The sequence below is a fragment of the Fimbriimonadaceae bacterium genome (genome assembly GCA_023957775.1).
In the GTDB taxonomy this organism is placed as follows: domain Bacteria; phylum Armatimonadota; class Fimbriimonadia; order Fimbriimonadales; family Fimbriimonadaceae; genus JAMLGR01.
This window is the reverse complement of record JAMLGR010000004.1, coordinates 165,385-181,210: the sequence shown is the minus strand read 5'-3', so window position 1 is coordinate 181,210 and position 15,826 is coordinate 165,385. Positions and strand designations below refer to the sequence as shown.

14 protein-coding genes are annotated in these 15,826 nt (G+C 65.1%); 3 read left to right on the top strand and 11 right to left on the bottom strand.

The window, feature by feature from the left end; genetic code table 11:
• Positions 1 to 6: 6 nt before the first annotated feature.
• The 9 genes from M9921_05105 to M9921_05065 form a co-directional block, all read right to left on the bottom strand.
• On the bottom strand, positions 7 to 867 hold the full coding sequence (locus tag M9921_05105) for an SCO family protein (protein MCO5296217.1): 861 nt from the start codon (positions 865 to 867) through the stop codon (positions 7 to 9).
• The gene (locus M9921_05100) at positions 864 to 1,292 is read right to left on the bottom strand and encodes a hypothetical protein (GenBank protein MCO5296216.1); all 429 of its coding nucleotides are present in this window, start codon (positions 1,290 to 1,292) and stop codon (positions 864 to 866) included. The genes M9921_05105 and M9921_05100 overlap by 4 nt, the downstream gene beginning before the upstream one ends.
• On the bottom strand, positions 1,282 to 2,478 hold the full coding sequence (locus M9921_05095; protein MCO5296215.1) for a hypothetical protein: 1,197 nt from the start codon (positions 2,476 to 2,478) through the stop codon (positions 1,282 to 1,284). Before M9921_05095 ends, M9921_05100 begins: the two co-directional genes overlap by 11 nt.
• Entirely contained in the window at positions 2,475 to 3,101 is a 627-nt protein-coding gene (locus M9921_05090; protein ID MCO5296214.1) for a cytochrome c, read from the bottom strand. The genes M9921_05095 and M9921_05090 overlap by 4 nt, the downstream gene beginning before the upstream one ends.
• Positions 3,098 to 3,646, bottom strand: coding sequence for a DUF3341 domain-containing protein (locus tag M9921_05085; GenBank protein MCO5296213.1), 549 nt, complete (start codon positions 3,644 to 3,646; stop codon positions 3,098 to 3,100). Before M9921_05085 ends, M9921_05090 begins: the two co-directional genes overlap by 4 nt.
• A 3-nt stretch (positions 3,647 to 3,649) precedes the next feature.
• Entirely contained in the window at positions 3,650 to 5,062 is a 1,413-nt protein-coding gene (gene nrfD, locus M9921_05080) for a polysulfide reductase NrfD (protein MCO5296212.1), read from the bottom strand.
• Positions 5,062 to 8,088 carry a TAT-variant-translocated molybdopterin oxidoreductase gene (locus tag M9921_05075; GenBank protein MCO5296211.1) on the bottom strand — a complete coding sequence of 1,009 codons (3,027 nt, stop codon included), beginning with the start codon at positions 8,086 to 8,088 and terminating at the stop codon, positions 5,062 to 5,064. The genes nrfD and M9921_05075 overlap by 1 nt, the downstream gene beginning before the upstream one ends.
• 13 nt (positions 8,089 to 8,101) lie before the next feature.
• Positions 8,102 to 8,842, bottom strand: a complete 741-nt coding sequence (locus M9921_05070) for a cytochrome c family protein (GenBank protein ID MCO5296210.1) — start codon at positions 8,840 to 8,842, stop codon at positions 8,102 to 8,104.
• A gap of 133 nt (positions 8,843 to 8,975) precedes the next feature.
• Positions 8,976 to 10,823 carry a heme o synthase gene (locus M9921_05065; protein MCO5296209.1) on the bottom strand — a complete coding sequence of 616 codons (1,848 nt, stop codon included), beginning with the start codon at positions 10,821 to 10,823 and terminating at the stop codon, positions 8,976 to 8,978.
• 245 nt (positions 10,824 to 11,068) lie between these two features.
• On the opposite strand from M9921_05065, the gene M9921_05060 reads away from it, so the two are divergent.
• From M9921_05060 to M9921_05050, 3 genes are all read left to right on the top strand, one after another.
• The gene (locus tag M9921_05060) at positions 11,069 to 12,052 is read left to right on the top strand and encodes a S41 family peptidase (protein ID MCO5296208.1); all 984 of its coding nucleotides are present in this window, start codon (positions 11,069 to 11,071) and stop codon (positions 12,050 to 12,052) included.
• Positions 12,053 to 12,553: 501 nt separating this feature from the next.
• Positions 12,554 to 14,062 (top strand): sulfatase, encoded by a 1,509-nt coding sequence (locus tag M9921_05055; GenBank protein ID MCO5296207.1) that lies wholly within the window; start codon positions 12,554 to 12,556, stop codon positions 14,060 to 14,062.
• A gap of 68 nt (positions 14,063 to 14,130) precedes the next feature.
• Positions 14,131 to 14,268, top strand: coding sequence for a hypothetical protein (locus tag M9921_05050; protein MCO5296206.1), 138 nt, complete (start codon positions 14,131 to 14,133; stop codon positions 14,266 to 14,268).
• A gap of 385 nt (positions 14,269 to 14,653) precedes the next feature.
• Here M9921_05050 and M9921_05045 read toward each other — a convergent pair whose 3' ends face one another.
• The gene (locus tag M9921_05045) at positions 14,654 to 15,076 is read right to left on the bottom strand and encodes a single-stranded DNA-binding protein (protein ID MCO5296205.1); all 423 of its coding nucleotides are present in this window, start codon (positions 15,074 to 15,076) and stop codon (positions 14,654 to 14,656) included.
• Positions 15,069 to 15,368, bottom strand: a complete 300-nt coding sequence (rpsF, locus tag M9921_05040; protein MCO5296204.1) for a 30S ribosomal protein S6 — start codon at positions 15,366 to 15,368, stop codon at positions 15,069 to 15,071. Before rpsF ends, M9921_05045 begins: the two co-directional genes overlap by 8 nt.
• Between the last annotated feature and the right edge of the window lie 458 nt (positions 15,369 to 15,826).

Below are 15,826 nucleotides of genomic sequence, written 5' to 3'. Positions count from 1 at the left end.
CCGGCGCTAGGCCGAGTCGCCGCCCTCCTTATCGCCGGCACGGGCGCGCCGGCGGTTGGACAAACCCATCACGACCATGCTCATGACCAGCACCACCACGGTGAGGCCTGCCGCAAAGCTGAGCGCGCGGCGGATATTGACCGTGTACTTCCCGTTGTGGGGGTCGTACATGATGCACCCGAGCAGAATCTCCTCCGCTTTGGGGCCGATCTGGCTGCTCGACGCCTGCACCAGCGCGTCGCTCAAAGGCTTCGCGGGAAACTCCACGCCGTAGAAGTAGCGCGACACGCGCCCCTCGGGAGTGAGCACCATGATGCCCGCGGGGTGTCGGACGATCTCCTTGACCGGATCCCAAACGTAAGAGTAGCCCACCGCGTCCGCGACCTTGCGGGCCTGCTCGTACTCGCCGGTCAGGAAGTGCCAACCCTGGGCGGCATCGGGCTGTCGGCTCTTGATCTTCTCGACGTAATCCTTCTTGGTTTCCGCCGCCAGCTCCGGCGTCTCCTTCGGGTGAATGCTGATGGTGACCACGTCGAAGTCGCGGCCCAGCTTCTCGGTCTTGAACGCGCGCAGCGTCTGCGTCATCGAGTCGAATTCGAGGGCGCACGTTCCCGCGCATCGGTAGAACACGAGCATCAGCACGACGGGCTTCTTCCCGAGGTACTCGCCCAGGACGACGTCCCGTCCCGTCTCGTCTTTGAACTTGGCGTCCAAAGGAACCTGGGCGTCGAGCTTCTGCACGAGGGCGAGTCCCGAAGTGGGGCTCAGCGGCGAAGGGCCGCTCGGCGGAGGGCTGTTCTGCGCTCCGACCAAGGCGACCGCTCCGATCAGCGTGCCCACTGCCAACAAGGTTCTTGCGAGTTTCATTGCGGCGCCACCTCCGGCGCTTTGGGCGCGGCCGGCTGCGGCAAGCCGCGCTCGGCGATCTCGTCGATCGCCTGGTCGATGGGGATCCGGTACTTGCCCGGCTCCTCGAGGGAGGGTCCAGAAGTCGTCAGCGCCTCGTGCTCCTTCTTGCGCAGGTCCACGATGTCGGTCTTCGCCGTCTCCCGATTCTGCAGCGGGGGCTGTGGCTCTTCCCAGCGACGCTGGATGGCTTGGGGAGACTCCCCTGCGAACAGCGGTCCCCCGACAAATATCTTGTAGAAGGGGATCATCACGATCGCGCTGAGAACGGTGAACGCGAAGAAGCCCACGACGGCCCAGGCCAGAGGTTTCAACTGCACGTCGCGCCGGTCGTAACCCAGCTTCTTCAGTTCGTTGACGTCGTCGGGCTCAGACTTATGATGCATGTTCGACCACCTGTCGGATGCGCGGATCGTGCACGGGGAAGGCGTTCGCCTTCTTGTGCTGCGACACAAAGACCGAGAACCACAGCCCGCCCAGGCCGAGCAACGCGAGGGCGTCGGCCACGGTGGGAAGGGGACTGCCGTCGTGCCGGATCGCGGGAATCGCAGTCCAGTATAGATCAAGGATGCGGAGCACGAAGATCCACACGGCCACCTTGATGAGCAGCGACGCGTGGGCCTTCGTCCGCGGAGCCAGCAGCGTGAAGAACGGCAGGAAGAACTGCCCCATGATCACGATCCACCCCAAGAACTGCCACCCGTGGTCGGACCGTGCGAGGAAGTACGGAATCTCCTCCTTCAGGTTCGCGGACCAGATGATCAGGAACTGCGAGAGCATCAGATACGCCCACAGCATCGTCATCGTGAACAGCAGATTGCCGTGGTCCTTGGTGAGACCCGGCACGATCACGTCCTTGAAGGGCTGTTGCCCGCGGTGGGCGAGCAACATCGCCGTGCAGAACGCCATTGCCAGCAGCGCCGATCCGACCGCGAGCCACGCGCCCCACACCGTGGAGTACCAGTGCGGCATCAGCGTCATGATCCAGTCCGTGAAGGCCGCGGTGACCGTCAGGAAGAACATCACCAAGCCGGGCGCCGACACGTTCGTGCGCTTGATCGCCTCGTTCGGGTCCCGGTTCTGGTCCTGGAGCACCGACGAGCGCCGAAGGTACGCCGACCAGGCGATCCAGACCACGAAGTAGAACACGGTCCGGGCGATGAAGCCGGTCTCGTTCAACCACCACTGCTTCTGGCGGACGATCTCGTCGATGTGCGCTGGGTCCGCCCAAGGATAGAGGTGGTACGAGTGAAGACCGTAGGCGACGGGAATGAAGGCGACCAGCGCGAATCCCAGCGCCGTGGGACCGCCGCCCGCTTCGAAGAACCGAAGCAGCGAGAGTCCCCATTGCCCCCGAATCGTGTGGTGCAGCAACGTGAGGGCAAAGCACCCCAGCGTCATGCACACGAGCACGATGAAGGCGAACAGGTAGGAACCCAGCAACGCGTGCTTCGCCTCTTCGCCAGCCGAAACGAACAGGCCCGCCCACGCGAGAATGCCCACGAGACCGACGACCAGCCCCACGGACCCGAATCGGTGCAGTCCCATCCCTTGTGGTGTTTCGTTGCTCATCGAACGACCTTCGCCTCCTCAGTCGGGTGCATCTGCGCGCTCACATCGCTCCCGGCGGCCTCCGCGGGGGCGCCGGCGGCGGTCGCGTTCTGGCTGGCCTGCAACACGCGGATATACGCCGCGATGGCCCATCGATCTTCGGGCTTCACCCTTGCCGCGTAGCTGAACATCACGCCGTACCCGTTGGTGATCACATCGAAAAAGTGCCCGATCGGCATGTTCCGCAGCCGTTCGGTGTGGTAGCTCGCCGGCTTCTTGCGCAGGTTGAAGCCTCGCTGGGCGATCATCCCGTTGCCGTCGCCCAGTTGCCCGTGGCACGGCGTGCAGTAGATGGTGAAACGCTCCTTGCCCCGCTCCAGCAGCGCCTTCGTGAGCGGAACGGGCAACTCGGTCACCAGCTTTCCGTTGACGAACCCCGTGCTGAACGCGTCGTCCGCGTTCAGATGCCCCTGCGCCACAGTGCCGGCGACCGGCTTCCGGGCCGATTGGCCGTCGGCGTAGAACGTGCTCTTGTCCAGCGCCTTCGTGCGCGGCTGCACCCACATGTCCGTGTGGCATCCCGCCAACACGAGCATCGCGCCGCCCCCGGCGACCACCGCGCGAATCCCATTCGAGAACGTCACGAGGGCTCCACCTCCGTCACCGCCACGGCACCGACGCCGGAAAGGAACTTCTCCGCTTGATCGAACTGGGGGTCCTCCGCTTCGATGCAGAGGAAGAACCGATCCTGGGACGCCCGCTCGAAGTTCGCCGTGTCGAAGATAGGGTGATGCGGCCGCGGCAGACCGTTGAGGGCCAGCATCCCGAACACCGCACCAAACGCCGCGATGAGCACCGTGCACTCGAACGCGACCGGAATGAACGCCGGCCAACTGAACAGCGGACGACCGCCGATGTTGAGCGGGTAGTCGATCACCGAAATGTAGTACATCATCCCCATGCCGCCGGACACGCCCAGCAAGCCGCCGATGAAGATGATCCACTTCACGCGGACATCGCGCATCCCCAACGCCTGGGACAGCCCCTCCACCGGGAACGGCGTGTACGCGTCCATCTTCGTGAAGCCCGATTCCGAGGCCTTCATCGCCGCCACCAGCAGGTCTTCCGGGTTGTCGAACTCCGCCGCGATCCCGTAGACCCCACCCTCTGGCTCTCCGTGGTAACCCATCGCTTACTCCTTGCCTCCCGTGCCCGCGGGCGCCGCGACGGCATGACTGTGCGCGTGCTCCTCGTGCTGGGTGTGGTGGAACAGCTCCCGCATCTCGAAGATCGAGATCATGGGGAGGAACCGAATGAACAACATCATCATGAACAGGAAGAACCCGATGGTTCCGAAGAACATCCCGAAGTCCCAGATCGTCGGTGAGTAGTAGCCCCACGACGACGGCAGGAAGTCGCGGTGCAGCGACACCGGGATGATGATAAACCGCTCGAGCCACATGCCGAGACTCACGATGAGCGACACGCCGAACACCGTCGGAATGTGGTAGCGCGCCTTCTTCCACCAGAGAATCTGCGGGGCCACCCCGTTGCAGAAGATCAGGGTCCAGTAGAACGGCGCGTACGGTCCGCCGAACCGGTTCATCATCATGAACCGCTCGTAGATGTTGGCGCTGTAGAACGCGTAGAAGATCTCGAGCAGATACCCGTAGAACACGATCAAGCCGGTGGTCAGCATGATCCGGCACATCCAGTCGATATGCTTGTCCGTGATGTACTGCTTGAGGTTGTACCAATTCCGCGCCGGAATGCCGAGGGTCAACACCATCGCAAAGCCCGCGTAAACCGCACCCGCCACGAAGTAGGGCGGGAAGACGGTGGTGTGCCACCCCGGCACGAGCGACACGGCGAAGTCGAAGGACACGATCGTGTGGACGGAAAGCACGAGGGGCGTCGAAAGGCCCGCGAGAATCAGATACGCCTGGTTGTACCGCTCCCAGTGGTACGCCGACCCGCGCCATCCCATCGAAAGGACGCCGTAGACCAGCTTCATCGACGGCTTCGTCGCCCGGTCGCGAAGACTCGCGAAGTCCGGAATCAAGCCGATGCCCCAGAACAGGAGCGAGACCGTGAAGTACGTCGAGACCGCGAACACGTCCCAAACCAGCGGCGAGCGGAAGTTCGGCCAGACCGCGAGGACGTTGGGATAGGGGAACAGCCAGTACGCGACCCAGGGGCGGCCCGTGTGGAGCAACGGGTACATGCCCGCGCACATGACCGCGAAGATCGTCATGGCCTCCGCGAACCGGTTGATCGACATGCGCCACTTCTGGCGCATCAGGAGCAGGATCGCGGAGATCAGGGTGCCGGCGTGGCCGATGCCGATCCACCAGACGAAGTTGATGATGTCGAAGCCCCAGGCGGCGGGGATGTTGTTTCCCCAGATCCCGATGCCCTTGTAGAGGAGCCAGCCGATCGAGATCATCAGGACGTTGACGAAGAGGAACCCGATCAGCAGCAGGGAGTAGAACCCTTTGCCGTGCGGCTTCCAGCTCATCACCACACGGCTGATGCGCTCGGTTATCGTCTCGTAGGTCTGTTCGCCCTCGATCAGTGTGTCTTGGACAATCGCGTCGTTCGCCATCAGTTTGCCCCGATCCCCGGATTCGGATTCTTGACCTTGGCCAGGTACGTGGTCCTCGGTCGCGTGTTCAATTCTTCAAGCAGGAGATAGTTGCGGGGGTTGGCCTTGCGCTTGACCACCGCGCTCTCCGGGTCGTTGATGTTGCCAAAGACGATCGCCTGCGTGGGACACGCCTGCTGGCACGCCGTCACGATCTCCCCGTCCTTGATGTCCCGGCCTTCCTTCTTCGCCGTGATGCGGGCCGCGTTGATGCGCTGAACGCAGTACGTGCACTTCTCCATCACGCCACGGCCGCGGACCGTCACGTTCGGGTTGTTGAGCATCCGCAGGAGGGGAATGCGCTCCTGCTGCTTGAACTGCTCCATGTTGTCGGTGTAGTTCAAGAAGTTGAACCGGCGCACCTTGTACGGGCAGTTGTTCGAGCAGTACCGGGTGCCGACGCAGCGGTTGTACACCATCTGGTTCAAGCCTTCGTGGCTGTGCACGGTGGCGCCGACGGGACACACGGGCTCGCACGGTGCGGATTCGCACTGCATGCACGTGAGGGGTTGGAAGTGGACTTCCGCGTCGTCGAGATTTGAGCCGTAGTAGCCGTCGATCCGGATCCACTGCATGATGCGCCCGCGCATCACCTGCTCCTTGCCGACGACCGGGATGTTGTTCTCGGCCTGGCACGCCACGACGCACGCGTTGCAACCGGTGCACGCGCCCAAATCGATCGACATGCCCCACTGGTTGCCGGTCTTGAAGTCGAACGGCCGGTCGTGGTAGAGGGTCATCTCCTCCGACGATTCGCCCTCCGGCGCGGGGGCGAGGGTCGGATTGCTCGCCAAACCGGCAAGCGTGCCGACGCGCACGATGTCGCGGCCCTCCATCGCGTGGTGGTGCTGGGTCGTCGCCAGTCGAGCGCGGCCCGGCGCCTTGACGGCCTTGGCTCCACTCACCTCCCAAGGAGAGGCCGACGTCCGAAGCGCGTTGGCGTCGAATCCGTCGCTCAGATCCGAGACCTGGCCGCCGCGCGTTCGGCCGAAGCCAAGGTGGAGGGTGATGGAATCGTCGGGAAGACCGGGCACCAACCACACTGGCGCCTTGACCGAGCGCTCCTGGTGCGAGATCTCGACGTAATCCTCTTGGGTCAGGCCCAGCTTCTCGGCGGTGCTGACGCTCATGTACGCCGCGTTCTCCCAAGTGAGCTTTGAAAACGGCTTGGGGAGCTCTTGCAACCACCCGTTGTTCGCGAACCGCCCGTCGAAAATCCCGGGATCGGGTCTCAAGACGACCTCGATGCCTCCGGAGCCGGCGGAACGGGCCACCACGGCCGGAACGCCTGCGACAAGGGTCGGCGCCTTCTTCGCGGCCGACGTGCTGGGAATCACACCGTCGTAGAGCGCCCGGCGCCACCATTTTTCGAACGCCTGGTCGCTTCCCGTGCCGGTCGTTCCGACCTTCGCCTTCCACTGCGCGCGCACCAGGTTGTAGCCCGAGTCGGGCGTATCCAGCAGCGCGGCAACCACCTCGATCTGCGATTTGCCGCCGAAGAGGGGCTCGCTGAGGGGCTGCACGATCGACGCCGTGCCGTCGTACGCGCGCACATCGCCCCAAGCCTCGAGGGGATGGGCTTCGTTGACGTGCCACGTGGTCATCGCAGATGTCTCGTTGTCGTACTGCGCGATATGCGCCGTGTGCTTCACGGACGCCAGACCCTTGGCGAACGGCACGTCGGAGGGGGCGCTGAACACGGGATTGCCGCCCAGGATGATCAGGGTGTCCACGCGCCCGGCGCCCATGGCACCCGTGAGGTCGCGCAGCGACTCGGTCATGTTCACGGGCTTGGCGTGGATGGGCTCGATGTACTTGACGGTCGTCCCCACCGCACCCAGCGACGCGTTCATCGCGTGGGCGAGCGCATGGATCACGGCCGGCTGCTCGTGCCCGGCGACCACGACAGCGGACCCGGCGTTGTCCATCAGATCGCGCGTCAGGGCGTCGAACCACGGCGCAGGCACCGAGGCGGGCGTCGCACCGGTCGCTCCGGCGACCCCGAGCCGCGAGGCAAGCGCCCGCGCAAACGCTTCGATCTCCTCGGCGCGCAATCCGATTCGGTGGTCGGCCGTCGCGCCCGTGAGCGTCATCGTGCACTCGACCGCATAGAGCCGGTTCATCGTCGACGCCGGACCCTCGACCCGGCGGCCCTTCATCAGATCGCGGGCGTACCGCACGTTCGTGCCGATCGCCGTGAACACGTCCGCGTCGAGCGAGAGGATCACGTTCGCGCGGTCGAAGTGGTAGATCGTGTCGACGTCTTCCCCGAACGCCAGCCGCGCCCCCTCAAGCGCCGCATCGCGGTGCGCAGGCTCCCACTGGTGCCACCGCATCGCCGGGAACTTCGCGCGCATCTTCTCCATCAGTCCCGCCATCGTGGGCGAGGAGACGGCTTCCGAGAGCACCCGCAAGCCGGCGCCCCCCGAAGCGAGCTGCTTCGTCAGGACGGGCCGGAGCTCGGCCAGAAACGCCTCGTAGGTGGACGGGTCGCCGTTCTTGCGGACCATGCGCGAACGATCGGGATCGTAGAAATTGAGGATCTCCGCCTGGGCGAACTGATCGGAGGAGCCCAAGCTGGCCGGGTGGTTGGGGTTCCCCTCGATCTTGGTGGGACGCCCCTCGTGGCTCTCGACGAGCACACCGAACCCGAAGCCCGCGATCGAAAGCGCCGAGGCGTACCGAAGCGGCACGTTGGGAACGATCTCCTCGGGCTGGGTCACGTAGGGAACGATCTCCTCCTTGGGGAGCCGCCGGCAACCCGCCAGACCGGCGAGGGCGAGCGACGCGCCCATCACTTTGAGGAAGTCGCGCCGATCCAGCGAGAGAAGCGTCGATCGACCCGGGAACTCGTCTTCGAGGAACGCCTGGAACTGAGGCGTGTCGGCGACCTCTTCGAGGCTCCGCCAATAGCGCTTCCCCGACTTCCCTTCGAGTCGTTTGCGGATCGCGGAAAGATCCAGGGGCGGTGTCTTTTCGTTGTCCATCCAGTCGTGTTTCCTAGCGGTGGCAAATCGAGCAATCTTCCAGTTGCTTGACGTCGATCTTGAGGTCCTTCACGAGCTTCGCGCCCTGTTCGGGGTTCCCGTTGGAGGGCAGGCTCTCTCCATGCGCGAGCGCCTCCTCGGGCTGGGTCAGCTTCACGCCGCCTTGGATCTTCCAGTACAGGTCGAAAACCTGCTGGCGCGGGCTCTCCTTGGAGTCGGGGTTGGCCTGAAGGTACTTCTCGGGGTTTCGGTGGCACTCGAGGCACCAGACCATCTGGAACGGCTCACCCTTGTACGTGATGGGCATCTCTTGGACCGGCCCGTGGCACGTGTTGCAGTTGATTCCCCTGCTGATGTGGATCGAGTGGTTGAAGTACACGAACTCGGGAACCTTGTTCACCCGCTGCCACTCGATCGGCGTGCCCGTCGCATAGCTCTGGCGAAGCGGCTCGAGAAGGGGGCTGTTGGTCCAGATCTGCGAGTGGCACGTCATGCACGTCTCGGTCGGGGGTACGCCGGCGGCGGAGGACTCTTCGACGGCGGTGTGGCAGTAGCGGCAATCGATGCCGAGCTCCTTCGCGTGGTGCAGGTGGCTGAACGGGATGGGCTGGTTGAGAGGAACGCCGACGTTGGTGTTGGCGGGCGACCGGGTGATGGTCATCCCCCCGTAGATCGCCATGACGGGAATGCTCGCCGCCACGATCAGGCTGATTTTGACGAGCGTGTTGGCGCTCGGCTTAAAGATCTGAGCCATGAATTTCCTCCGTTCCCCCTCGGTCGTCCGCGCGCAACGCCCCCCGACGCGGCACAGGCCGGCAAAACCGGCTCCAACCCCACCGCGGGAAATTACCCCACGTTTGGGGTCCTTTGCCATGACGCCAAATCAATTACACGATCCTCGCTTGGTCGACGGCGATGGTCAAAAACAGAATCGCCAAATAAAGCATCGAGTACTTGTAAAGCGAAACGGCGCGCGGCCTCGCCGGGTCCACATAAAGTTGCATCGACCGCACGAGCAGAAGCACATCCAGCGCGATGGCGGTCCACAGGTAGAGCGAGCCGACCTGCCCCAAGAACCACGGAAGGACGGTGAGCGCGGCGGTGAGCACCGCGTACCCCACGATCTGCAGGACCGTCGCCCGTTCGCCGTGCACCACCGGCAGCATCGGCACGCCCGCGGAGTGGTAGTCGTCTTTGATGAGCAGCGCCAAGGCCCAGAAGTGAACGGGTGTCCACAGGAACACGATCCCGAACAGCGTCCACGCCAAGGGGGAAAGAGAGCCGGTGACGGCGGCCCATCCCACCAGGGGCGGGAACGCGCCCGCCGCTCCCCCGATCACGATGTTCTGCCACGTGCGACGCTTGAGCATCATCGTGTACACGATCACGTAGAAGACCAGCCCTGCCAGCGAGAGCATTGCGGCCATGAGGTTGGAGGCCAGGCCCAGGATCGCAAACGAGGCGGCGGCGAGTCCGAGCCCGAAGGTCAGGGCCTTGGGTGCCGGAATCTGGTGCGTGATCGTCGGACGCGTCGACGTTCTGCGCATGAGCGCGTCGAGGTCCCGTTCGAGGACCATGTTGATCGTGTTCGCCGCTCCGGCCGACATGTACCCGCCGACGAGCACCCCGACCAGGGGCCAGAGGCCGGGCCAACCGCCGGCCGCCGCGAACATCGCGGTGATGGTCGTGAAGAGAAGAAGGCTGATCACCCGTGGTTTGGTGAGTGCGACGTAAGCCCGCCACGTCGCCCGCTCGCCGGCGCGCGCGCCCTCGGCCTCCGATTGCGGGACCCATTCGACCCGCTCCACACCCTCGGCGAGGGCGCCGGCCGCAAGGACGATGAGTGCCACCCAGCTCACATCGGCGAGCAGCAGGTGCGCCATCTGCATGGGGATCGGCGCCTTGAGCACGACGTTGAGGAGGCCGAGCCCGAGTTGCGAACCGAAGATCCCGATGACCCACAGCGCGGCGGTTCGCGTGTTCGCCGAAGGCCTCAGCTTCATCGCGAGCCCCGCCACGAGCGTGAGCAGCAGCCCCACGACGAGCGCGAGGAGCGGGTGCAGGATGCGAAGCCGCACCAAGAAGTGCTTCGTCGGGTCGGAGATGTCCGCCACCGTCGCGTGGGCGTCGCTCAGCGGGTAGAGCGTGTCGCCCAGCGCCGTGACGGCGCCGCTGATGCCGATGGCGAGCAGGCCGACGATCGCGGCCGCGATCGCCCAACCCATCGCGCCCTGTCCCTTGAACTTGGGACGAGGGATGCCCGCGCTCCACGCCGCGCACAGCGCCAACGCCCCGATCAGCACGAAGGTGTTCGCGAGGTGCACCGCCAGAACGACCGCGCGGGCGGAGGACGCGTCGTGCGCTACCCATCCGAACTTCACGAGGCCGCGTCCGATCAGCGCTTCGAAGACGATGAACAACAGGGAAACAAGGGCGGCCTTGCGCACCGGCGAGCCTTTGGCGAAGAGCCGGTACGCCCAGATGGCAAGACCCAGGACAAGCAAGCCGTCCAGGGCGCTCATCATGCGGTGGCTGAATTCGATCAGCGTCTTCGAGTCGAAATAGGGGGGAATCAGCGCGCCGTCGCACAGCGGCCAGTGGCTGCCGCATCCATCGCCGGAGAAGCTCGCGCGCACAAACGCGCCCCACACGATCACCGCGAGGTTGTACGCAAGGACGAACCACGCGAAGTTGGCAAAGCGGGCCCGGCCCGGACTGGGCGGAACCGCGCGCATCGTTGTGTCAGACCCCCTGGGAGTGTTAGCGTTCATCGACCCCTCCCCAGCCATCCACCTCACATGGAGCCCGGGCGTAGAAAGCCGCCGCAGCGCTGGGGAACGAGACCCGGCGGTTGCCGGATTTCAACGCGATTCTGCCCGACGCCGCCGCGGGAAGTCAAGCAATCTCCAGGGTCCAAAGCCCCGATCGAGGCACGTGAAGGACGAAGGTTGCGGCCATCTGCCGTATCGTGAACACGCCTATGAACGCACGCAAGCTTTCTCTCCTCCTTCTCGTCGCCGCCAGCGTCGCCGCCGGCGCCCAGGGCCTCGATGCAACCGAGCGTACGAGCGCGGTGAGTTCGCTCGCCGACGCGTTTGAGTCGCGGTACGTGTTCAAGGAGTTGGCAACCCAAGGCGCCGCACTGCTGAGGAAGAACCTACAGGAGGGCAGCTACGACGCGATTACGGACGGCCAAGCCCTCGCCCAGCGACTGAGCGACGACCTCCACTCGCTGTGCAAAGACGCCCACCTTCGCGTTCGCTACAGTACGGCCAAGCTGCCCGAGCGAGCCGACCGCGCCGAGCCCGGCCCGGAAGAGATCAAGGCTCGCAACGAGATGATCCGGCGGCAAAACATGGGTTTCGAGACGGTCAAGCGTCTGGAGGGCAACGTGGGCTACCTCGAGGTGCGCTCGTTCATGGCGGGCAAGGACGCGGCTCGCCCGGCGAAGGCCGCCATGGAGTTCCTTGCCGACACCGACGCCTTGATCATCGACATGCGAGGCAACGGCGGAGGCGACCCCGAAGGGGTGCAGCTGCTGTGCAGCTACCTATTTGGGGAGAAGCCGGTCCACCTCAACAGCCTCTACTTCCGCGAAGGCGACCGGACGATCGAGTTCTGGACTCTGAAGAAGCTCGACGGACCGCGCTACGTGGACAAGCCGGTGTACGTCCTCGTCGGGCCGCGCACGGGCTCCGGGGCCGAGGAGTTCACCTACAACCTCCAGAACCTCAAACGCGCCACGATCATCGGCAAGCCCACCTGGGGCGGCGCGAACCCGGGCGGCACCGTTCGCCTAACGGACCATTTCTCCGCCTTCATCCCTGTGGGCCGCGCGATCAACCCCTACACGAAGACGAACTGGGAGGGCACCGGCGTGATCCCCGACGTGGACGTGCCCGAGTCCGACGCCCTCGCCACCGCCCACCGCATGGCGCTGGAGAAGCTGAGTCGGGGCGGGTAGAGGCGTCCTTGGGCCTTGGGCTCGGCTCGTCCTTCGTCCTTCGTCCTTCGTCCTTGGGCCTTGGGCCTTGGGCCTTGGGCGTTGGGCCTTGGGCCTTTGGCCTTTGGCCGGTCATCCCAACCCCTTGATCATCCCAGCCGCTTGGTATCCCAGCCCCTTGGTATCCCAGCCCCTTGGTCATCCCGAGCGAAGTCGAGGGATCCGCTCGCAGGGGGCACGGGTGTCCGAGCGCGGGTGCGGGCCGGTTGGGGCCAGATCCCTCGACGTTGCTCGGGATGACGGGAACCTCCGCGCCCCTGCGTGCAACTCCCCCTCCGCGCCTCTGCGCCTCCGCGTGAACCCCATAGCGCCCTTTGCGTACCTTGCGTGCAACTCCCCCCCCCGGCGCCTCTGCGCCTCCGCGTGAACCCCTAGCGCCCATAGCGTCCCTTGCGTGCAACTCCCCCCTCCGCGCCTCCGCGTGCGGAGGAATCCGCGCCCCCGCCGCCGAAGCTCCGCAACATGAAAGCCTTGTGCTGCGCCGGGGCGCTGCTCGCGACCTTCGCGTCCGCCGAGCGGCCCAACATCCTCCTCATCTTCAGCGACGACCATGGGTATCAGGCCCTCAGCGCCTACGGGTTCGGCATCAACTCCACGCCGAACCTCGACCGCATCGCGAACGAGGGGATGCGCTTCGACCGGTGCTTCGTCACGAACTCCCTGTGCGGGCCATCGCGCGCCACGGTGTTGACGGGCAAATACGGCCACCTCAACGGATTCGTGCAGAACGGCCAGGTCTTCGACGGCTCGCAGCAGACCGTCGCGAAGATCCTTCAGAAGGCGGGCTACTCGACCGCAGTCATCGGCAAATGGCACCTCGGAACCGACCCCACCGGGTTCGACTATTGGCACATCCTCCAAGGCCAGGGCCCCTACTACAACCCGAAGATGAAGACCGCGGGCGGCATCGTGCCCCACACTGGCTACACGACCGACATCATCACCGACCTCGCGCTCGAGTGGCTGGACAAGGATCGCCCGAAGGACAAGCCGTTCTTCCTCATGTACCAACACAAGGCGCCCCACCGGAACTGGCAGCCCGGGCCCAAGTACCTGAACAAGTACGACGACGTCGAGATCAAGGAGCCGCCGACGCTGTTCGACTCGTACCTCGGGCGCGAGCAGCCCGCCCACGAGCAGACGATGACCGTCGCCAAGGACCTGACCCCGAACGACCTCAAGCTCACGCAACCAGGCGGCCTGACGCCAGAGCAGCTCGAGGCGTGGAACGCGGCGTACGGACCCAAGAACGAGGCGTTCAAAGCCGCGAACCTGCAAGGAAGAGAGTTGGTGCGCTGGAAATACCAACGGTTCGCCAAGGATTACCTCCGCTGTGTAGACTCGGTGGACGAGAACGTGGGGCGCGTCCTCGACTACCTCGACAAGACGGGACTGGCGAAGAACACTCTCGTGATCTACACGTCGGACCAGGGGTGGTACCTCGGCGAGCACGGCTGGTTCGACAAGCGGTGGATGTACGAGGAGTCCTTCCGGACGCCGCTGCTCGTGCGCTGGCCGGGCCATACGGCGCCCGGCACCACCACAAAAGCGTTTGCGATGAACCTGGACTTCGCCGAAACATTCCTCGACGCCGCCGGGATCCCCGCACCCAAGGACATGCAGGGCAGCAGCCTCGTCCCGATTCTCGAGGGCAAAGCGCCCGGCGGCTGGCGACAGGCCGTCTACTACCACTACTACGAGTACCCCGCCGACCACCGGGTCCGGGAGCATCGCGGCGTGCGTACCGAGCGGTACAAGCTCATCGAGTTCTACACTCTGGGGCTTTGGGAGCTGTACGACCTGCAGACCGACCCGCTCGAGCTGTGGAGCCTCTACCACAACCCCAACTACCAGGGCGTCGTGCGGCAGATGAAGGCCGAACTGGCGAAGCTCCGCCACCAGTACCGGGACGAGGATGCGCCTCTGTGCCTGGATTGGCGGCAGCTCACCGGTCTCGAGGAGAAGGCGTGAGGTGGAGACGGGCTGTCGCCGTCTGCGTTGCCGCAAGCCTCCTCTCGTGCGGAGGGTGCGGAGTTCTCATGATGAGCGAGGGACCGACCGCGGACGGGGGCATCGGCTGGCAACCCGGCCAGGAGTTGTCGATTCGCGGCCTCGCCCTGCTGACGCTCACGCTCTGGATCGCCGCCGGGTGGATGGTCCTTCGCTCAAGGCGCTGATCAGGGCGCGAGGGATGCCACGCCCGCTCGACGGGCGTGGCCATCGGAACCAGCCCACCCACGATCCGAGACCTGGGCAGCCCGGTAACTGAAGTTGCTCGCACGCCCGTCAAGCGGGCGTGGCACCCACGGCACCAGCACCGAAGCCCGTCAAGCGGGCGTGGCACCCATGGCACCTGCTCGCACGCCCTTCAAGCGGGCGTGGCACCCGCGGCACCTGCTCGCACGCCCGTCAAGCGGGCGTGGCACCCGCGGCACCTGCTCGCACGCCCGTCAGGCGGGCGTGGCACTCGAGGCACCTGCACCGAAGCCCGTCAAGCGGGCGTGGCACCCATGGCACCTGCACCGAAGCCCGTCAAGCGGGCGTAGCACCCGCGGGACACGCCTACTCGTCCGCGAACGGGTCGTACTCGTCCTCGGTGGGCGCGGCGCCGGAACCGGCGGCCACGGCCGCGGTCGCGGCGGGGGCTCCAGTGTGGGCGTCGTCCCTCGGCCGATCGAGGCCTTGGACGCTCTCGGCGACCACTTCCACGACTTCGCGGTTGGAGCCGTCGCTCGCTTGGTACTTGCGCGACTGCAGACGACCGTCCACGGCCACGAGGCGACCCTTGGTCAGGTAGTTGGCGACGAACTCGGCGGTTTTCTCCCAGCAGCTCACGCGGAAGAAGTCGGCCGTATCCTCGCCGTCTCCGCCCTTGAACCGCTTGTCGACCGCGATCGAGAAGTTCGCGACGTTCTTGCCGGTGTTGGTTGTTCTCAGCTCGGGATCGCGGGTGAGGCGACCGACGAGCACGACTCTGTTAATCACTTAAGTCCTCCTCTCTTCGGAAGATCCGATGACGAATTATATCATCATTGATCCTCATTTGTCGATTCAGCTCCACGGGGACCTTCGGATCGCACTCAAAGTGCATGAGGACGTAGTTGCCTTCCTTGTGGCCGTCGATCTCGTAGGCGAGCTTCCTCTTGTCCCATTTCGCGGCGGACTCGACGGTTCCTCCCCGCTCTTCGACGACCGCCTTGAACTTGTCGGCGATCTTCTGGACGTCCTCGTCGGAGAACTCGGGCTTGACGATGTAAAACGCTTCGTATTTGTTCATGATGCTCCCTCTGGCCTAGGTCGACTCCGCCACGCGGAGCAGAGAGCCGGTTTGCGCGAAGAGGATACCCGGAGGGGGAGTTTCACGCAAGGAACGCAAGGAACGCGAGGGGGAGTTTCACGCGGAGGCGCTGAGGCGCGGGGGGAGGTGCACGCAAGGAACGCAAAGGGCGCTAGTAGGGGTTGCAGAGTTCCACGCGGAGGCGCAGAGGCGCGGAGGGGGGTGTCACGCAAGGAACGCAAGGAACGCGAGGGGGGAGTTTCACGCTGAGGCGCGGAGGGGGAGTTGCACGCAAGGAACGCAAGGAACGCGAGGGGGGAGTTTCACGCTGAGGCGCGGAGGGGGAGTTGCACGCAAGGAACGCCAAGGTCGCTAGGGGTTGCAGAGTTCCGTCATCCTGAGCAACGTCGAGGGATCTGGCCCCACCCGGCCCGCACCCGCGCTCGGACACCCGTGCC